Genomic DNA, 20,801 nt, shown 5'->3' with positions numbered 1-20,801 from the left:
ACGCCGCCAGCGTTCGTCCTGAGCCAGGATCAAACTCTCCAAATTGGTATTTAGAAAGAGCGATTGCTCATTTTGAAACATCTGACGAGAATTTACATTCTCATTTTGAATTCACTTTCGTGAATTCGATACTCACTCGTTGTTCAGTTTTCAAAGATCAAGCTGTTCTCGTTGTCCGCTTAATGTCTCAGCAGCAACTCTTATAATATAACACGTTATTCTCAGAAGCGCAAGTGTTTTTTCGAAATTCTTTTTTTCAATCATTTCACAGCACTTTGCCCTGCTCAACAACACTTTTTATATAATACCCTATCTTCCAACAAAAAAGCAACCCCTAATATAAAAAAACAACCTGCTTAATAATTAAGCAGGTTGTTTAACATATTCAATGCATTTTAATAGAATTTTGCTGCGGTATATTTGCTCGAACTTTTGATTAGATCGTTCGGGGCACTTTTGCCCAGTCCGGCATCTACAGTTGTATCAATCGTCACCCATTTACCATCAATCAATACTTCATTCCAAGCATGGTACTGAGCAACATAACTTGTATTCCCCATAACCAGCTTGGTAGGAACACCTACACTACGGGACATTGCAGCAAACAGAGAAGCGTAATCGTAGCAAATGCCCTTTTTACTGGTCAGTGTATTGTTGATATTAGGAATATAGTCGGTAGTCACACTATTAGCCAACGAGTAATCATATTTCACATTGGCAACAATGTAATCATGAATAGCTTGTACTTTTCCTTGCACAGTTGTTTTGCCTTCTGTAACCTGTTTGGCTTTAAGAATAGCACTATCGGAAGAATTCCATTTCACATTTTGGACGGAACCCAAGTATACAGCGTTAGTGTCGTTAAGCGACAGATCCAAAGTTTCAGAGTAGAGCGATTTATATTTGTTGCCGGTTGTATTCTCCAGAACAGATACTTTATAAGAGCCATTGCCTTGTTGAAGTGGGAAAGATTCGACTTGCTGTGAGGAATAAAGATTGTAAGTGTAGCTATTGTTGTCCTTGGTAATCATAACTTTGATGCGTTTATCCTTCGGAACATCATATTGGACCCCCACTACGCCTTGACTTAGCTTCGAGGTATCCAGCCATTTCGCGTCTGCACTTGCAGCGCTTGCTGAAGTGACATTAACAGAGGTGACCATTACAAACAGGGCCATTAATGCAAAATAAAACTTTTTCATGGATAAAACCCCTTTCGGTAGCTGGCTGCCATCCTTACGGGAAGGCCCTTTAGCTTTGCGTCCCTACCTTTCGATAGGTTTGCCGTTATCGTATAAGCTTTATCTATCCTCGCATCTACTAGAAAACAACTAGATTTACCTTGGAAAGACAACAAAAAAAGCCTCTGCATTCGGTAGCTGGCTGCCATCCTTACGGGAAGACCCTTTAGCTTTGCGTCCCTACCTTTCGATAGGTTTGCCGTTATCGTGTTTAGCTTTCTAAGTTAATTCTAGCATATTCATATATATATTCAAAGCCTAAATTAATAGTTTTACTCTAATTTATTGAAAAGATAACACTAATCTCTTAAAAAAACATTATTTTTTTGCCGTCTGGGGCAATTTAGCATGAACAATAAGGCGATGTGTTGGGTTTACTAACGGTTCACAGGTGATCAACGTCAGGATTTTATCCTTGTTATTCCCGTTCAGCACGGATACATCCGTAGGGTCTACTACAGAGATATCATAGACCTCGTAGTCAAATTCCTCTGCATTAGTCTTCACTGTGATGGTATCGCCAATAGCCACTTCGTTCAATCTATTAAACAGCCTTCCCGTAGTCCGCGCTCTATGAGCTGCAATTGCCGCATTGCCAATCTCGCCAATAGGAGTCGTCTCCTTCATATGAGCTGCCGCATGCTTCATATTGGTCTTGGTAGCCCCCTCAAGGACAGGCAGTTTCAAGCCGATCTTATCAATCTCAATTAAAGCAGTTACTTTTCCGCCAACCTCAAGTTCTGGTTCTGCTTGTGCAGGTGCTTCCGTTTGAGGTTGCTTTTCCTCGACGGCAGACTCTTCTGCAAGCAACTGCGTTACCTGAGCATATTTGCTTTTGAGATCGTTATCGGCAGAGACTGGGACCAGATTACTGTAGCCATGTTCTGCCTCTTCGAGCAGCTTCTGCTCTTGCCTATTTTCATACCATTCATTAGCCTTCGGGTACAACATGACAAGAATTCCTGCAAGAATGATGAGATAAGAGAACTTGCGCATGATCTTCACCCCCGTATTTTATATTCCTAGAACACCCACTTACGGCTTCCGAAAAAATTAATAACTACAGTAACGAAGGTTACCAACACTTTGGACAGTAGTACCTGCACTCCGAAACGATCCGTAAGCACTTGCATCAGTAATAGAGAGATCCCAAGCACAGCTAGATTCAGGATGATGAACTTTAGCAGCTGTATGCGATCAAATCCATTCTTGCCGCTGCGGTTACTGTCCCGAAAGGTCACTTTTTTATTGAGGATAAAGCTGTTGGCGGTACCTGCACTGTAGGAGAACACTTGCGCCAGCCCATACATCATCCCAAGCGAATGGAGCAGGGTAAAGACCGCAAAGTCGATGAGAGTATTAAGTAGGCCCACCGCGTTGAACTTCAAGAATTGAATGAACGCGGCCCTCCGGTTATTATCGGACATAAGTTTTATCCTTCCGGCTCTCCTTCAGCTCTCCCTCAGGGTAGCCTCTTGTCTCACGCACAATGTAGAGTGGTCTGTCTTTGGACTCGTCATAGATTCTGCCGATGTATTCCCCGATAACGCCCAGCAGCATCAATACGATTCCGTTGAACAACAGATTAACGCCGACAATGGAGGTCCAGCCTGGAACGGTCCATGAGGTAAAGACCTTTTGAAATAATACGAAGAATAAATACAGGAAGCTGAAAAACGAGATGAAGAACCCCACATAGGAAGCAATTTTAAGCGGTTTGTGCGAGAAGGAAGTAATCCCATCCAAGGCAAAACGGATCATTTTCTTCAGCGGATATTTCGTTTCCCCCGCAAAACGCTCCTCACGCACATACTCCACCATGGTCTGCCGGAAGCCTACCCAACTTACCAGCCCTCTTACATAACGATTCTTCTCCTTCAATCCCCGCAGGACATCGCAGACCTTGCGGTCTATCAAGCGGAAGTCTCCGGTATCCGTGGGAATTTCCACACTGGTCATGCTGCTGAGTAACCGATAGAAGAGCTTGGCGGTCACTTTTTTGAAAAGAGTCTCCCCATGCCGCTTCAATCGCTTCCCGTAGACAACCTCATAGCCTTCCTTCCACTTCTCTATCATCTGTAAAATAACTTCCGGCGGGTCCTGGAGATCAGCGTCAATAACCACTACTGCATCCCCTGAGGAATAGTCCATACCCGCTGTAATCGCAATCTGATGCCCGAAGTTCCGTGAGAAATCCACCAGCTTGACCCGTTCATCACGGTTACTGATCTCCTGCATAATCTCTACGGTCCGGTCACGGCTGCCATCATTAACAAAGATCAATTCATAGGAATCGCCGCATCTGTCCATTACTTGCTTTAACCGATCGTAAGTATGGCTGATGACTTCCTCCTCATTGTACATAGGCACTACTACACTGTATCTGGCCTTCACCTTTGTTCCTCCTAGTAAAGTTTATATAGGGCCTGTGGCAGCACAAGCCCTGAAATCATAAATCTTAGAACACCCACGACGGGAACCAGCGCAGGAAGCTCGTCACATAACTTCCGTTGACCTGCATACCCGAAAGCACTGGATAAAAAGCAATAAAGAGCAGCGCCGCTACGCCGACATAAACATAGCGAATGTACCGCGCATTCGGATACCTACTGTCAATAAGCTTCATTACATATACAATAGCAAGAATCATAAACGGTACCATGGCAAAATAATGGTATAAGAATGTTTCGCGCGGTACGAGCATCCACGGCACATACTGAGAAAAGAAAGCGATCCAGATCATGAACAGGTTTTTGTCTTTCCGTTTGATTGTCAGCCACAGTGAACCTATCATCGCAAAGATTCCTGTCCACCAGATGAGCGGATTACCCATAGTTACGATGCTGCTGACCTTTCCGGCTGGCAACCCTTCTCCGCCGCTAAAGAACCATACTGGTCTTTTCATGAATGGCCATTCCCACCAGGAGGATGCAAATGGATGTGTCGCAACGAGTTGGCTGTGATAGTTGTACATATTCTTCTGGGCATCAATCAGACCCTGCAAAGTAAAGCCGTTCGCCGATGGTGACAAGGCGGGAACAAAGGACAGGCCGTAAATAATCGCCGGTATAATGACGAAGAATCCAATACAGCTGGCAAGCGTTATAATAGTATTCTTCCAAAAGGAGTTCACCGCACTACGGCAAGCAGTGGCCAATGTTTGATCGCTCAAGTGGCCTTCGGCCAACACTCGTTTGGCGGCCCGGTATTCACGGTATCGGTCAACCAATGCCAATGCTAGCATTACGGCCAGACCCGCTCCGCCGTACAGCACAATCCACTTGGAGGCCACACCGATGCCGAAGAACAGGCCGGACCAAAACAGTGGAATCAATGTTTTACCGAGCGGTACCTTATAGAAGTTCAATGTAAAGTATCGCTGCATGAAATAGAACATTAACATAATGAAGAATACGCCATACACATCAATAGTAGAAATTCTTGTCTGCGTAAAATGCATAAAGTCCAGCGCGAACAATCCTGATGCAAGCGCCGCATAACGGGTCTGCTTGAACAAACGCAACGCCATCATATAAATCAGCGGCAACATGGCAATTCCAAACAGCGTTCCGATGATCCGCCAGCCGAATGGATTAACACCGAACAATTCCATCCCAATCCCAATCAGCAGCTTGCCCAATGGGGGATGTGTGTTCTCGTACGGTACGATGCCGTGGTAATGCTCATACGCGGTCCGCGCATGATAAATCTCATCAAAATAGGTGCTGTTCATAAAATTGGAATACTCCGGAATCAGCGACTGCTCATCGAACAGATTACCGGGTGCTCCCCGCTTAGCGGTTCCCCCATCAGGTGTAACGCTGGCAATCGGAAGCGGTGTTCTGCCTCCGTTCTGCTCGTAGAAGGCCATCTCATTCAAGGTGAACCCCGGCGAGAGAACGGTAAGCTTCACATATCTTGCCGCCACACTCAGTGGTTGGCTTTTCCAGATGAATACATTGCCGACATCTTCATTGACTTCGAGCGGACTGCCCCAGGCTTCAGGCGATTCACCGAACTCCAGCTTGAACTTGCCCGTTCCAACGCCTCCAAAGACATTCACACGCTCAAGCTGCCTGCTCTGTCCAAGATCCACATAGAAGCTCTCTCCGCTAGCCGCCGGTTCCCATAAAGTCTCCGGTGCCTTCGTAGATCCCAGATGGAACAAGGCAACTGCTGCATACACAGCAGTAATAACAAGCATCCAGGACCAGTCCTTGCGACTAAGTTTCAGCTTGAATCGGGATTCCCCCGATTTGTCCTTGAGTAGCCGAATGTTCTGTACTAAGCCCAGATCCTCCGAACGTTGCTCCTCCTCAGAACGCAGAGGAGGCAAGCTCTTCACCCGTTCCCTTCCATATACATCGTACCCAATGTAAAGCATGTATAGTAACAGGGCCAGATTGGTGATCGCCGTCACTATAACGATGCCATCCGCTTCCGGGTTGTTGCCTGCATTCAAATGGGCCAGTGTATAACCAACGTTCACATACTGGGTCAGGCTGAACCCCAGGAACAACGTTAGGAATCGCCGGTCCTTACTCTGAATAAAAGCGAACACAGCCAGAATCAGTGCAGGGTACATATAGCGCTCATGCATTTTTGTACCTAATACAAAGACGGTAACTATCAGTATCATACCAATAAAGAATGATCTGGATAAATCCTTACGATCCTTTTGGAATGAATAGAACATCGCCAACGCTACAGCGACTAGAATAAAGACGAATCCCCAGCCCCGGTACGAGATTCCCAGCCAGGTTTGATCCAAGGCCGACCACATCGGACCGGTTAGCGCATAAAGATTAAAGGCATTAACGGTTGAATACGGATAAGAAGATAATGTAGCTTTATAAAGATTAATTAGTCCGCTTAAACCACCATTATTCCAGAAGAATGGCGCCGCCAGCACACCGAAGATCCCAAGGCCATATACCGCACCGAGCGCAAGTTGTCTCCAGGCCCGCTGATGATAAAAGGCAAACAACAGCACCGGTGTAAAGATAAGTGCCTGTGGTTTAACAAGCGTGGCAATGGCGAACCAGATGGCTGCCCGTACCAGAGATTTGTTAGCTGCTCCTTCAATGCTGAGCAAGAGGAAAATAAGGAAAAAGGAATCGGCCTGCCCCCAAGCAGCAGAATTGATAAGAACCGCTGGATTAAACAAGAACAGTAGTGAAAGACCAAGTGCGATTCCGGAACCAAGTTTTTTGCGGGCCGCTCGATAAATCAGTCCACCAAGCACCAGATCCGAAATGATCGCTGGCAGCTTGAATAACAGATTCTCTCCACCCGAACCATGAGCCAAACCAAATATCCCGCGGATCGCGCTTAGCACATACAATATGTACAAATATCCTGGCGGATAATCGGCGAAATATCCTTCCTCATAAAATCCACCAGGCCCCAGATCCAGCATCCGCTGACCCCAGGCAATAAAGGTATTCATATCATTCTGGTAACCCTGCGCCGTAAGTCCGATCCAGACCCGCAAAATCAGCGCTGCACCAATTGAAATATATAGCCACCGGCTGTATACGTTATCCGGTTGCTTCATTAATTTGTTGTTACGGAAGAGCCGGTTACAGAGTACTGCGAAGAAGGCACTGAACAGCGCTGAAATCAGCAGCAACTTCGCCGGAGAAATTTTATGCGGTGTTTCCGCAGGTTTGCTGTCCCCGCCTTGGGGCGCAGAACTATTATCCAGTGAGATGATATTGCTACCCTCAGGGGCAGCATCTAGCGGTTCTACTGCCAAATCATCGAAGTAAGCCTTGCCCTGAGTCAGGCTGGCATAACCACCAAGACTGGCACCCACTCCAATTTCCTTCTGATTTGGCCCTGTCTTGCCGATGAACTCTAGATACTTCCATTCCCCGGCAGTCTCCATGACACCTGGATAACCACCTCCTACTCCAACCACGAACACACCGGCGCCAAAGCCTCCGCTTGCTGCGTTCACCACTTTGACCCAGCCAGAAATTTTATACAAGTGATCCGGCTCTACTTGAACCGTCTGAACCCATTTCAAATGGTTCGGCTGCAAATTCTCGATTACAGCCGCTTTACTGCCAGAATGGACCTCGGACGATTGCACGGACACATAGCCAGCGTCTTTCCCCGGAATCCATGCGTCCTCTGTCCAGCCGGACGGAGCACTGCCATCCCCATCCTCAAAGCCCGGATTCTGCAGTAGGTTGCCCTCCGCAAATACGCTTGTCACCGGAAGCATGAAGAGTGCGCATATGACAATGAGTATTGCGGCTGCACGTGTATTCTTGATCATCATTGTTCCATCCTCACCTCGTCAATGTTAATCCAGCCGTTTCCGCCGGTAAAATAAATCTCCGCCTGTTCACCCTCTAGCAGGCTCACTGCGGCAAGTTCAATCTCATGATAACTTGCACCTTCGGTGAGTTCGGTTTCAGTAAGGATGGCGCCGTTAACCCGTACACCAAACTTTCCGCCTCCCCCGCCTGCGCTAATCATTGCCGAGATCTTGTACTCCCCGGAATTCTGCGGGGAAATCCATTGGGCAACGGACTTTTCTGTACCAGGATCAAGATAGCCGAGCGAACTTCCCTGATACGGATTATTGGTCCCGATTCCTGTCCCGGCTGTAAAAGTCCAGTGCAACGCCCCTTCCTCGAATCCTCCGTTCATCAGTTCATGACGGTCATCGTCGGACCCAGTATCCTGAGGGCTCATAGGTGATATTCCTTCGCGGTCAACAACTACAGTGTAGTTCTTGAATCTCTTAATCTCGTATCCTTCACCCCCGGCGGGGAGAGGATCACCATTCCAAAAGATATATGCCGCCCGCTCACCCGGAACGATCGACGGACCTCCAAACCTGTAACGCCCAAATGAGCTTACTAGCTGAAAAGGAGCGCCCGGATTGGTATAGCTAACGGTCTCCACGAAATCATGGGGATTGATAGTTTCATAAAAGAGCACATAGATATAGGGCATGTTGACCTTATCAGTAACATAGATGTTCCCTTCAGTCTCCGCAGATGCATACTGGATGGCCTCCCCGACGGACTCATAAAAGTCAGGTCCGATCCTCCCCGGGAAATCACGGAAGTACGTCATACCAAACAAAACGAAAAATAAGGCGAATCCACCCGCTGCAACCAGGCCCGCTCCCTTGATCTTACGGCCAAGCCACAAGAAGCCGGCGACAATGAGCAGAATTACAGGGTAGAAAATAACATTAATCCTGTTAATGTTCACATTCGTAATGGTTGCCATCAGAATAGCAGTCAAGAACCAAAACAAGATCACCGACTGACCAGTGCCGTAAGAATCCCGGTTCCGTAAAGACTTTATTATAACAATAAGTCCTACCAGGACAAAGGGCAATCCAAGAGAATAGGCGTAACCGTATGGTGATATGGAATTCCACGGCAGACCATCACTTCCACTGAGCATGATCTTGAAAAATTCGCGGAGATTGCTCCAGGCCGTGTCGAACATTTGCCCGCCGAAGACCGAGGAGATCTGCTCCACTCGCGGTGTAGTTAATCTTGGGATGGAAAAGATCGGGGTAGAAAAGCCCTGTAGTTGATAGCGATTGATCATTATAAAGGATAGAATCGGCAAAGCCAGCAGGATAAACAGTACACCATTCCATAGAATGGTCCGTAGCTTCAGCGCTTTTCTATACAATAGAAGAATTACAGTTCCCAAAGCAAATACCGGAACAAAAAAATAGGCAGTCCCATAGGCATAAAGCGACAACGATAGGACAGTTGTAAACGCATAGGACCATTTCGGAGCTTCGAACGATCGAAGCAAGCAATACACAGCGAGCAGAATCAACGTGGGAAACAGATTCGATTCCAGCGCCCACCTCGACATCATGATATGCCATGGATTAATAGCGATAAAGAACATGGCGGCAAGACCGGCGGCAGGGGAGGAGAAGAGTCTTTTGGACAAAAGATAGAACACTACCATACCCACTAGCCCCATAAGCAGACTCGCCATCCGCACCGTTACCGGTGATAATCCGAATAACCAGATAAACGGCATGGACAAGTAGGCATACAACGCATTTTGCCCGCTGCCCCAGGCGATCAGGTGAATTGGCAGGTGGATTCCGTTTCTGTCAATACCATAATGAAGTATAGCGTAGGCGTCATATCCGATCGACGCTTCGTCCTGATTCAATCCTGGCGGAATGGAACCAATGTACACTATCCGGATCATCGCTCCCAGCAGGAACATTAGAACGAGCCAAGGGTTGTTCTTGCAATAGATAATTACCCGATTTAGACTGCTGGACAACATTTATCACCTCTTCAACAATATAATCTAAATATTGGATGATGGAAAGTCCGATACGTAAAACCCACAAAAAAAACGGCCCCTTCAAAATCGAAGGGGCCGCAGGATGGATTTCTCAGATACGGGCTTTAGCCCTGACTACCCATCAATGCATAACGGAGAATAATCAGGATCGCGAGTACCCACATCATCCAGTGAATGTCGTATTTCTTTTTGCCAGCCAAGTTTGAGACAGAAGCAAGAATGACATAAGTAACGATACCGAAGGAAATACCGTTAGCGATATTGTAAGTGAAAGGCATGATAACAAATGTCAGGAACGCAGGAATGGCAACGACCATGTCCTGGAAATCAATATTACGAAGTGATTGCGCCATCAGCACACCTACAACAATTAGGGCCGCAGCTGTAGCAGAACCAGGGATAAGTGCAGCCACAGGAGCAAGGAACAGTGCCAACAGGAAGCAGACACCTGTAGTTACTGCGGTAAGACCTGTACGACCACCTTCAGCAACCCCAGCAGCACTCTCTACATAAGCCGTAGTTGTGGAAGTTCCGACCATGGCACCACCAGCTACTGCCACCGCATCGACGAACATTGCGTTACCTACACGCTTCTTACCTTCTTCAGGGTTGTCCATAATTCCAGCACGTTGAGCTGTACCTACAAGTGTACCAAATGTATCAAACAACTCTACGAAAGTGAATGTCGCAATGGCGGAAATAATACCGGTATGCAGAATGCCATCCCAGTCAAATTCCATAAAGTTCAATTGAGTGAAATCAGGAACCCATGGTGTTTGCGGGTTGGAAAGAGGACTGAAATCCACTGCACCCATCAGAATTCCCACTGCAGTAGTACCTAGAATACCGAACAGGATCGCGCCGCGAACATTCAGTACCATCAGGATTGCGATCAGCAGCAGGCCGATAATGGCAAGCTGGACATTAGTACTCTCCAGGCTGCCCAGATGGATAACTGTTTCAAAAGAAAGGACATCTGTGAACTTATGAGCGGCAATGTCGTTGCCCGCTTCCACGCCGATCGTCATAATTCCGCTGTTCTTAAGGCCGATAATGGTAATAAACAAGCCGATACCGACGGTGATTGCATGCTTCAGGCTGTCAGGAATAGCTGTCAACAAGATCTGACGTACCTTGGTTACCGTTAGCAGGATAAAGATCAGACCTGAAATGAATACGGCGGTAAGACCCATCTGCCAAGTGAATGGATGATCCGATGTGGCGGATGACAGGATAACCGATGCGAAATAAGCATTGAGTCCCATACCAGGTGCTAATGCAACCGGGAAGTTAATGAACAACCCCATAGCAATAGTGAAAACACCTGCGGCTATCGCTGTAGCCAAAAATACAGAATACCATCCCATGTCGATCTGGCCAAAAGCGGTCAGTATGTTGGGATTTACGGACAGGATATAAGCCATTGCCATAAACGTAGTCAAGCCGGCCATAATCTCTGTACGAACGGTAGTACCATTCTCTTTCAACTTGAAAAAGCGATTCAAATTGTTCTCCCCCTAAGGTATGTTGTGTCTGACAGCAACAAAAAGCCGGAGTCTGATAGACACCGGCCAGATAAAAAAGAGTAGGTTCCTGCATATCGCCAATCCAAAGGCGATGATCACAGGAGATAGTTCTCTTCTTAAATCGTAGCCAGGTCATTACGGTGACCTGTAGAGACTTCCGGGCCAATCCCCGGAATTATACGAGTAAATGATGTTGTTGTGCTTTATCATTTTAGGGGGAGATGACATCCCTTGTCAATGACAAAAACGAACATTAAACAGTATTTTTTTTGTATTGTTCGTAAAAACGACAATTCACACCAGTTCCATATCGTAATCGTGAAGAAAAGTGTATTAAACATTGTACTGCTTTGTAAAAAATTGAACGCCTAGACTCACTATAGCTCGCAATAATGTTGTGTCCGGTCGGAACTTTGAATCCTCAATTCTCGACAGAATTCTTTAGAGTATAAAAAATACTCCCTTCTATTTGCTGAACAACGCAGATAAAAGAGAGTATTTTTTCAATCTATAGCAACTGGTTACCTACTCCCACTCAATTGTTGCAGGTGGTTTCGAAGTTACGTCATAAACGATACGGTTTACATTCTCTACTTCGTTAACGATCCGTACGGAAATCTTCTCAAGGATATCCCAAGGAATACGTGCCCAGTCTGCAGTCATGCCATCAATGGAGGTTACTGCACGAATACCTACGGTGTAGGAATACGTACGAGCATCACCCATAACGCCAACACTCTTCATGTTCGGCAATGCAGTGAAATACTGCCAAATTTCGCGGTCGAGACCGGCTTTGACGATTTCTTCACGCAGAATGTAGTCGGAATCCTGAACGATCTTCAGTTTCTCCTCTGTCACTTCGCCCAGCACACGGATAGCAAGACCCGGACCTGGGAACGGCTGACGCCATACGAGAGCACTTGGCATGCCCAGCTCTTCGCCCAACTTGCGGACTTCGTCCTTGAACAAGGTATTAAGCGGCTCGATCAGGCTGAATTTCATGTCTTCCGGCAGACCGCCCACGTTATGGTGCGATTTGATGGTCTGTGCTGTTGCTGTTCCACTCTCCACAATATCCGTATACAGCGTACCTTGTGCAAGGAAGGAGAAGTCACCCAGCTTGGCCGATTCTTCATCGAAACAGTAAATGAATTCGTTGCCGATGATTTTACGTTTTTGCTCAGGATCATCCACACCAGCCAGCTTGCTCATAAAGCGCTCTTTGGCATCGATCTTCACCACATGAATATCGAATTTACCTACGAACATCTCCATAACGTCCTCGGCTTCACCTTTGCGTAATAAACCGTGGTCAATAAACATACAAGTCAGCTGATCCCCGATAGCTCGGTGAATAAGCATCGCCACTACGGAAGAATCCACACCGCCACTAAGAGCACATAGTACTTTTTTGTCCCCTACTTGATCCCGGATGTCTTGAATGGCTTCTTCAATAAACGATTCCATCGTCCAGTTGCCTTCGCAGCCACAGACTTCATACAGGAAGTTAGAGATCATCTCGTTACCATGCTCGGAGTGACGAACCTCTGGATGGAACTGTACCGCAAAGAACTGGCGCTCGGCATTGCTCATAGCCGCGATCGGCGCGCTTTCGGTACCTGCATCCAGCTTGAAGCCTGACGGAAGGTCCACTACATGGTCTCCGTGGCTCATCCATACAGTCTGACGGTTGTCCAACCCTTTAACTAGCTGAGCACCTTCTACAAAATCAACATCGGCTTTACCGTATTCGCGTTTAGCGGAACGCTCAACTTTACCGTTAAGCTGCTGAGCCATCAGCTGCATTCCGTAGCAAATGCCGAAAATTGGCAGGCCCAAATCATAAATTGCTGGATCTACATGCGGTGCATCTTCAGCATATACGCTGCTTGGTCCACCGGAGAAAATGATCCCCTTCGGCGATAACGCCTTGATCTTCTCCACTGGTGTATTGTAAGGCAGAAGCTCACTATATACTCCCAAATCTCTGATTCTGCGCGCGATAAGTTGGTTGTATTGTCCTCCGAAATCGAGAACAACGATGATTTCATTTGGCTTGTTCATTACGTGCCTCCCTTGATTATTGGATTCATTATACTCATGGTTAATTCGCAACGTCAAGGAAAGGAGGGCATGGATTTGGCTGGATTTTGTCATGTCGATTGCTGTCAGAATCGTTGAAGGCGGCAACATAAATGATGCGGTTAGTTTCCATTTTTAAGGAGTCGCCACTTCAGGCAAGTGTATCAATGGCCGGACCTTCTACTTCCTGCAGACGGTTTATGTCAGCCGGAAGGTGATCCTGAGGCATTCCCGTAGAAAGGCATCATCGGCGGCTGATGACGGAAGGGAAGAAGCCGCCGGGGGAATGCGGCGGGAAGCTGGTGACCCGCCGCCCCCGCTGTACGCCAGGGTCTCCCACTGGCGTACGAACCGCCGGACCGCTGCGCGCAGTCCGGCATCTGCGATCGGCAGGGAGTCTATGTACTCCCTGCCCGTGACCCCGGGCGGCGGCGGCCCATACCGCGCCGCCAGCCCGTGCCAGGTCAGAGAGGCTGCGCGAAGCTGCCTCTCCCGGCCCACAGCCCTGCTGCGCGCAGCCCACAGCAGGGCCAGGCTCCGCCGCCAGTGCCACGCGGCGGCGGGAAGCACCAGCGCCGCGAGCTGGAGCGGCGCGGGTACCTGCCCGCCCGGAAGCGACTGGGCGGGCCAGTTCTCCGCGCGCTGCGCAGCGGAGAGGCCGGACCCGGCCGGCGGCGCCAAGGAAGCCGCCGGAACGGCAGGCTGCGCGGTGCCAGCACCCGCGCCACCCGGCGTCGGGTCGAAGGGGACCCAACCTACACCTGGAAAGTACACCTCGACCCAGGCATGGGCATCACCCTCGGTAACGGCATACCGCTGCGGCCCGGGACCTGTCACCAGTTCGCCCGGCCCATAGCCTTGGACGAAACGGGCCGGAATATCGGCACTGCGAAGCAGGACGGTCATCGCTGTTGCAAAATGAACACAATAACCGCGCTTCGCCTGGAACAGGAAGTCATCTACGAAGTCACTGCCAGACGGCGGAAGTTTGGTATCCAGAGTATAGGGATAATGATTCTGCAAATAATTCCTTACCGCCACAGCAGCATCATAGCGGCTTCCAGCGGCGGCCGTAAGCTCGGCTGCTAAAGAGGCCACCCGGGCAGGCAGCCGCGGTGGCAGCTCTAAATATTTGCTGCGGATCTCTTCAGGGTCCGCCTGCTGCACGCCGCGCAGAACCGCCGGATCAGACTCGGGTAGCGCGGAAAGAACCGTGTAGCCGGTAACCCGGGCGCTCCCCGCCTCATCCGGCAGACGGAAGCCATCTCCTTCTTTATTGACAAGAATATAACCCAGACGGCTTCCATCCTCCAGTTCCCCGGACTCTATGTCGTCAATAGTTCCTGCGCTGAATACCGGAAGTCCTCCTGGAGAAGGAGTAGCTAACAGAACCTGCTGCCGCAGTGTCTTGCGGGTGGACAGCCCCGAATCAGGCGCCGGAGGGAGCGGGAAACCTGAAAGATTCAACGGAGTATACGAATCCGCCTCTCTGATCCAGCGGCGACCGTCATAGTAAGCCAAGCTCTCGCCGCGCCAATAAGTCCGCTCATCGCTGAACGCCGTAAAGACTGGCTCTGTACCGGGTGTTAGCGGGGCTCCCAATTCAGCAGAATTCAAACTGTAACCCGTGGTTCCCCTACCCATGGCTTCCATACTCTCCTTCATATGCCCGGCAGCCCAGTCATTTAGCTTGCTGAAGGCAGAATGCAGTGTGATCTGATTCACGGAGCGTGAACCATAGAGCTGTTCTCCGCACCAAGCCGCTATCATCAGAACGAGAGCTAATATAAACGCCGTACTTCCCCAACGGCCATAAGGAATCCTCATGTGGGTATTTCGTTCCCGTAGACGAAACAACCCTCCCATCCCTTGCATCCATATAATCAATCCTGCAGACAACATGACCTCTATGGTCGTCTCTATGCTAAAAGCAATATCCAGCACCAATAAATAAGCTATGGACACCATGCTAAAAAGCGAAGAACTCCCCCTATGTATCGCTAAATGCTGGACCGATGAGATCAGCATCCCCCAGCCTGCGGCCAGAATCAGCAATCTGCTGGCATTGCCTAAATCCGTAACATGACCCGACAAGAGCCTAACGAGATCCCTTAATAGTTCTGCCGGGTATTCCGTCAACCAGCCGGCTCCCTCCTCCCCACCAGCCAGATACCCCCAGGCAAATGCAATACTCGCAAACTGTAGCGTCAAGAGCAGCCAACCAGGTAACTGAAGCATGCCCCAGAAAATAAGCACAGCCGCCGTTATCATCAGAGTTGTCATCAGGCTGGCCGTTCCAGGAGTAGTTGAGACACGGTACAGTGGAGACAGCCACAGGATAAAAAGGCCTAAAACAGGCAAAGAGAACAGCAGGCGGTACCCGAGAGGAATTTCCCCCTGCACTCCGGCCTGGCTGTTCTCTATAATGTGGGACCCTGAAGCCACTCCGGTTAAAGTCCCACCCTTCTGAAATTCGGAAGCCTGACCTTCCGCGGAAGGCTCTCGTCCAGTGAGGATGTGATCCGTTCTCCGCGCTCCTGACCCGCCCCTGTAACTGTGCCGGGTCGAACCGGATTTTTTGTTACCGTATGGTTGGTTTTCCGGCTGATTCATGGAATTCCACCTCCCCGTGTCCATAAACAGGCAGCGCACCGTCCAGGCAATATAATTTGGCACCGAGACGGCGTAGACTGTCTGAAATGCTTCCCGCAGTGGAAGACTTCTCACGACCAGCACTGCCTCCCTGCGGAGCGGGCAAATCCCATACATAATAGAGATCCATCTTGATACCCTGCACGAGATAACGTGCAATAGCCTTGGCCGAATCCTCGTTAAGCCGTCCTGTAATCACTGCAACAGACATTCCCGGAATCCAGGCTCGAGCGGCATCCTCGAGCAGTTCCGACAAGCTTCGTCCACCGTCCGGGGCAATTTCAGTGAGCATGTCCAATACCCGAACTGGCAGCCTTCCTAGCCCCTCATGACGCGCCAGCCCTTCCGGCCACCCCCCGGTAAACAACTGTATATAAGCTCCGGATTGTTCAGCAGCGATCAATTGTCCCGTCGCCGCTGACACCGCCTGCTCAAAGCCGGAAGGGCTCTCGCCCCTCCGTCCTCGTGCTCCGAGTGCACCATAAGGAACCTCATAGCTCGCGGCACAATTGTCCAGCACAACACAAGTCATGCGCCCACGCTCCTGTTCCGGCACCCTGCTCTGCAGAACACCACGACGTGCACTGTTCTTCCAGTGTATCCGGTTCAGAGGGTCTCCCGGCGCATATTGACGGATATCGACAGCCTCCTCATTGCTACCACGGTTCCACTTCGCCGATCTGATCTGATCTGGAAGAACTCCGCCTTCCTGCACCGACCAACGGAAGTATAATGGAGCAGGTGACACCTTAAAACTGGCCTCCCCGATAGGCTTGCTGCTGCCCGTAAACCAGCCGGGTAGATCCCCCCACACCGCTCTGCAGGCCCGCAACCGGTGAACTCCCCGGGGCAACTCGTTCAACTTATAAGAATAAGCGAAGGAACGGCGAAATCCAGGAAACAGCAGTTCTTGATGGCTGACACTCCCCCAATCATCGAATATGATCATCCAAGGGAGCGGAATCCGTGAGGTGAAACTGACCTGAACCTGCACCCGTAGAGTGTCCCCCGCAACAGGACGGGCTGGCGTAACCGTTCGCTCTACTTTGATCCGGCGAGGCCCAAAGAGCTGCAGTATTAGCCCACCCAGCAAGAGAAGAGCGACTGTGGACAAGAGAAAGAGCAGCGCTTGCCCTCCACGCCAGGCGTAGAGAACACTAATTATGCCTCCTGCTGTCAGCATCCGCAGCCATTCTCCCAGGGCACTGCTACGATTTCTGAGCGTAACCGCCCTTTTTAATGACTGTGAACCTTCTTTTCCATGACTTTCATATTGAGTTGAAGAGGACAATGGGATACCCTTCCTTCGGACATAGACTTGCTCATAGCCCCCTAGGTCTGTGGTGCAAAACTCGGGCAAGAGCGTGTTAATATCTATTCTTTCCAGGAAAAGTTCCCCTCAGACTATTGTCTCCATCCTTTTTACTGACTCAAGAAGGAGCAGGATATTGCCGTGTCAGGCAGCTTTTACCCGGCGCTCCTCTGAAGTAGCACTGATTGCTTTCAGAGGATGGCCCGCTATCTCCAGCAACTCTCTCAGTGGCACCCAGATGGCGCCGCCAATGATCTCCACCCTAGCAGCCCGCTTCTCCTGAGTACCTCCTGGAAGACTGACAACCAGTTCCCCGCCAAATACATCTGCTGTCACGGTCCTGCCGCTCCAGACCGCCTGGCCACTGCGACTTGCCTGATCCCATCTCACCTGTCCACCAAGCCGTTCTACCACAGCCCGCAGCGGCACCATGTATTGTCCATTGATGATGCTATATTCACCCGGATTCAATTTGGCCTCCAACAGCCCTACCTCTAGTGCGAGTGTTCTGCCCGGCTGGAAAAGTGCGACATTCGGCAGGATATTGGAAGCGATCCAGGCATCGGATGGCTTCAGTCGGTCCAAGCCCGCTGCCTTGGCTGACACCCTGAACTGCACCGGCTTGACACTATCGTCCAGAACCTTAAAGGTATAACCTGCTGCCTTGTAGCGAGCAATAATCTGGGGCAGTGCCTTGGCACTTTCCCCGTGCCCCCCTCCATCATGCAGCAGCAGTACGACCTCGGGAGACGTTAAGTCTTTGGTGGATTCCCGCAGGATTTCAGCTGCTGGTACACCTTTTCTCCGGGAATCGCCGCTGTCTACCGTCCAGTCCATGACAAGATAGCCCGCTTGATTCAACAATTGGAAATAGGTATCATCAAAATGGCCAGAGGTTCCACCCGGGGCACGTACAAGTCGGGGCCGTTCGCCTGTAATTTCACGGATAATATTCTCTGTTTGTTTGATTTGATTCCAGAATGCGGTGAATCCGCTATATAGATTATGGTAATCATGATCATAGGAATGATTGCCGATGGCATGTCCCTGCTCCCAGATGGCATTGATCAGCTCGGGATGGCTTTTTGCAGCATTCCCTAATACAAAGAAAGTTGCCTTAACCCCCTCTTTTTGCAAAATATCGAGAACCTCCCGCGTGATTTTGCTCGGACCATCGTCAAACGTAAGGTAAACCGTCTTAGATGCTTTGGCTGTCACTTGTTGAACTACAGCCGTCTCTGTCACTGTTGCGGGGAGCGCTAGGTGTTGTATCGGAGCCGCTTTAGTCGGCGAATTTTCAATAGATATTGTTGCCAAAGCAGCCGGGATAGCGGGAATAATCGTGTCCGCTTGCACCGGAGCTGCCAGAGGATTATGCTGAAAAGAAGCGGCATCCGCATTTGTTGCCTGAAGTGGAAGGGGTCTTGCCGACCCGGACCCGGAATACGTATCTGTTCCCCAGCCGGATGTCACCAGCAGTGCCATAGCCATAACGAGCAATCCGCGGATCATTATCCGACGGCCGTTTGTATTATTGTTACCCTTCATCTTCTTCTCTACCTCCAGCATTCTATTGGCTCTCAAAGCCGTTAGTAGATTGTATGAAGACAAGCTTTCAATTAGAATACGGCTTTTCGCCTTTGGAGAGTGATTACCCTATGGAAGTATTGAATTGGATTCAGGAATTATTCGCGAGCTACGGATACAGTGTACTGTTCTTCGGACTCTTGCTGGAATTCGTCGCACTGCCCTTTCCAGGGGAGACCACGATGGCCTTTGCCGGATTTCTCTCCTATACAGGCAAACTGGATTTTACGTTACTAGTCTTAATCGCTTTTCTCGGAACTACGGTCGGTATGACCATTACCTACTTCATCGGACTCAAAGCCGGACTTCCCTTCATTCAACGATATGGCAAATGGTTTCTGTTCTCAGAAACCAAGCTGGAGAAGACGCAGCGTTGGTTCGAAAAATACGGAAGCGTCCTGATCTCCATCGGTTATTTCATCCCTGGTGTACGCCACTTTACCGGATACTTCGCTGGAATTATCGGTCTGCCCTTCCGTAAATTCGCCTTGTACGCCTACAGCGGCGCATTGTTCTGGGTTGTGCTGTTCCTTGGTATCGGTCGAGTCTTCGGTCCACAGTGGATGGGCGTATTCCATATTTTCGAGCGATATGCAATCTGGATTATCTCTGGTATTGCAGGCTTAGTTGTCCTGATACTCATGTACCGATATCGCAAGGGAATCGCAGGGTTCCTGCTCCGGCGCAGAGCCAAACTTAAGCTTGAGACTAAAATCAAAGAGACTTCCAAGGGACGGTGATCAAACCGTCCTTTTTCTTGTTCATACGGATTTTGGCATATAAAGACAGGATCAGTGCAATACATACGAATCCCACTCCGCCCCATAACCCAAGCTGCCTTGGCTCCATGATCTCCAGGACAAGTCCCGCACCAAACATGGATAGACCCAGGAGTGTACTGCTAAAGGCCGTGAGCCACCCGAAGATGATTGGTTGATAGATTACAGGCGTTTCCCTCATCAACAAGGTATCAAGGCAGGCATTGCCGATGCCTCCTGTGAAGGCAAGTAAAATGTACAGCCCAAACACCGCCACGAAGCTTCCGCTATAGCTGACTGCAATTAACAGTATCCCCTCCAGTAACAATCCACCGAGCGCTCCCAGAAGCAGTCTCTTATGCATCAAACGTCCAGCCAAAAAGCTAAGGCTAAGGCCGATACCTAGAGCCCCATAAAAGGCGCCTACCCCTGCATCTCCCGCCCCAAACTCCTGCATCGCATATACGCTGATCAGCACGTTATCCAACCCGTTGACCAGCGGTACGAGCAGTTCAAAAGCAAAAATAATTTGCAAGATTATGCTACCAGTCACTATACCCCATACGCTACGTAGAGACGGTGAAAATGGGGTTGATCCCGCAGCAGCTTGGGCTTGGCCGTACTCTTGGCCTTGGGCCTGGTCGTGTTTTTGGGACCGTTCTTGAGCTTGTTCTTGGGCTTGAGCCTGTTTCCCCTCCGAGCTGCTGCCATGGCCTTGCGGAAAATGAATACCGGTAAGCAACAGCGCGGCAAGCAAAAAGGATACTGCATTCAGAATGAATGCCCACTGGGGACCGAACCATAACGAAACGACGCCACCGGCAAATGTACCCAGTATCAGCACCATGCCCGTCATCAATTGCTCCATCCCGTTGACAGCCAGCAGCCGTTCCCGATTCACCAGCAGCGGAATGGACGATTTGCGAATCGGACTATAGATGGCCTCTCCGGCAGCCAGCAGAAAGCTTGCGGCATAAATTACCCAAATTTTGTCCGGCCCATCTACCCACAGGAAAGTCAATGCCACCGGTACTCGTAGCAAATCTGTGGTAATCATGATCATTTTGCGAGGCAACCTTCCGCCCAGCATTCCTCCAAGCGGAGCCAGCAGCAGAAAAGGTAACACTCTGACCCCCAGCGACACCCCCACTGCCAGCCCCGATCCCGTCAGATGCAGCACAAGCGACAGCATCGCCACCTGACTAAAACGATCACCGATTCCATTGATAATTCCTGTGATGAACAATCGGGTATAACCACGGTGATATTTCAAAACGGCCCCCGCAGATTCTGTGTTCATGATTCATCCTCACCTCTATAATTAAAT

At 49.5% G+C, this 20,801-nt stretch carries 14 protein-coding genes and 3 riboswitches; of the genes, 2 read left to right on the top strand and 12 right to left on the bottom strand.

Translation table 11 applies throughout. The annotated features are described in order from the left end of the window. Positions 1-206: hypothetical protein (locus ACFVRY_RS12350; RefSeq protein ID WP_387500473.1), on the top strand; the 206-nt coding region annotated here is incomplete at its 5' end. Positions 207-395: 189 nt separating this feature from the next. Here the strand turns inward: ACFVRY_RS12350 and ACFVRY_RS12345 are convergent. The 11 genes from ACFVRY_RS12345 to ACFVRY_RS12295 form a co-directional block, all read right to left on the bottom strand. Continuing rightward, positions 396-1,202 carry a transglutaminase domain-containing protein gene (locus ACFVRY_RS12345; RefSeq protein WP_387500472.1) on the bottom strand — a complete coding sequence of 269 codons (807 nt, stop codon included), beginning with the start codon at positions 1,200-1,202 and terminating at the stop codon, positions 396-398. A 13-nt stretch (positions 1,203-1,215) separates the two neighbouring features. After that, positions 1,216-1,296: riboswitch (cyclic di-GMP riboswitch) on the bottom strand. A 75-nt stretch (positions 1,297-1,371) separates the two neighbouring features. Beyond that, a riboswitch (cyclic di-GMP riboswitch) is annotated at positions 1,372-1,452 on the bottom strand. Between the two features lie 107 nt (positions 1,453-1,559). After that, positions 1,560-2,237 (bottom strand): class D sortase, encoded by a 678-nt coding sequence (locus ACFVRY_RS12340; protein ID WP_387500471.1) that lies wholly within the window; start codon positions 2,235-2,237, stop codon positions 1,560-1,562. A gap of 26 nt (positions 2,238-2,263) precedes the next feature. Next, positions 2,264-2,668: a GtrA family protein gene (locus tag ACFVRY_RS12335; RefSeq protein WP_387500469.1), complete on the bottom strand. Its 405-nt coding sequence runs from the start codon at positions 2,666-2,668 to the stop codon at positions 2,264-2,266. Then, positions 2,658-3,635, bottom strand: a complete 978-nt coding sequence (locus ACFVRY_RS12330) for a glycosyltransferase family 2 protein (RefSeq protein WP_083205355.1) — start codon at positions 3,633-3,635, stop codon at positions 2,658-2,660. Before ACFVRY_RS12330 ends, ACFVRY_RS12335 begins: the two co-directional genes overlap by 11 nt. A gap of 64 nt (positions 3,636-3,699) precedes the next feature. Further along, positions 3,700-7,530 carry a glycosyltransferase family 39 protein gene (locus tag ACFVRY_RS12325; protein ID WP_387500468.1) on the bottom strand — a complete coding sequence of 1,277 codons (3,831 nt, stop codon included), beginning with the start codon at positions 7,528-7,530 and terminating at the stop codon, positions 3,700-3,702. Beyond that, positions 7,527-9,536, bottom strand: coding sequence for a glycosyltransferase family 39 protein (locus ACFVRY_RS12320; RefSeq protein WP_387500467.1), 2,010 nt, complete (start codon positions 9,534-9,536; stop codon positions 7,527-7,529). The genes ACFVRY_RS12325 and ACFVRY_RS12320 overlap by 4 nt, the downstream gene beginning before the upstream one ends. A gap of 125 nt (positions 9,537-9,661) precedes the next feature. Then, positions 9,662-11,062: an NCS2 family permease gene (locus ACFVRY_RS12315; protein ID WP_387500466.1), complete on the bottom strand. Its 1,401-nt coding sequence runs from the start codon at positions 11,060-11,062 to the stop codon at positions 9,662-9,664. A gap of 125 nt (positions 11,063-11,187) precedes the next feature. Further along, positions 11,188-11,286: riboswitch (purine riboswitch) on the bottom strand. 322 nt (positions 11,287-11,608) lie between these two features. Next, positions 11,609-13,147, bottom strand: coding sequence for a glutamine-hydrolyzing GMP synthase (gene guaA / locus ACFVRY_RS12310; protein ID WP_387500465.1), 1,539 nt, complete (start codon positions 13,145-13,147; stop codon positions 11,609-11,611). 216 nt (positions 13,148-13,363) lie between these two features. Beyond that, entirely contained in the window at positions 13,364-15,778 is a 2,415-nt protein-coding gene (locus ACFVRY_RS12305) for a transglutaminase TgpA family protein (RefSeq protein ID WP_387500464.1), read from the bottom strand. Next, positions 15,747-17,000, bottom strand: coding sequence for a DUF58 domain-containing protein (locus tag ACFVRY_RS12300; protein ID WP_387500463.1), 1,254 nt, complete (start codon positions 16,998-17,000; stop codon positions 15,747-15,749). The genes ACFVRY_RS12305 and ACFVRY_RS12300 overlap by 32 nt, the downstream gene beginning before the upstream one ends. A gap of 273 nt (positions 17,001-17,273) precedes the next feature. Beyond that, positions 17,274-18,677, bottom strand: a complete 1,404-nt coding sequence (locus tag ACFVRY_RS12295; protein ID WP_387500462.1) for a polysaccharide deacetylase family protein — start codon at positions 18,675-18,677, stop codon at positions 17,274-17,276. Positions 18,678-18,787: 110 nt separating this feature from the next. Between ACFVRY_RS12295 and ACFVRY_RS12290 the strand changes: the two genes are divergently transcribed. Further along, positions 18,788-19,456 carry a DedA family protein gene (locus ACFVRY_RS12290; RefSeq protein WP_387500461.1) on the top strand — a complete coding sequence of 223 codons (669 nt, stop codon included), beginning with the start codon at positions 18,788-18,790 and terminating at the stop codon, positions 19,454-19,456. Here the strand turns inward: ACFVRY_RS12290 and ACFVRY_RS12285 are convergent. Further along, positions 19,431-20,774 carry an MFS transporter gene (locus ACFVRY_RS12285; protein ID WP_387500460.1) on the bottom strand — a complete coding sequence of 448 codons (1,344 nt, stop codon included), beginning with the start codon at positions 20,772-20,774 and terminating at the stop codon, positions 19,431-19,433. The genes ACFVRY_RS12290 and ACFVRY_RS12285 overlap by 26 nt on opposite strands. Positions 20,775-20,801 lie beyond the last annotated feature (27 nt).

The sequence above is a fragment of the Paenibacillus sp. NPDC057934 genome (assembly GCF_042887565.1).
In the GTDB taxonomy this organism is placed as follows: domain Bacteria; phylum Bacillota; class Bacilli; order Paenibacillales; family Paenibacillaceae; genus Paenibacillus_AQ.
Note: the sequence above shows the minus strand (reverse complement) of the source record. Positions and strands in the feature narration are given on the sequence as shown.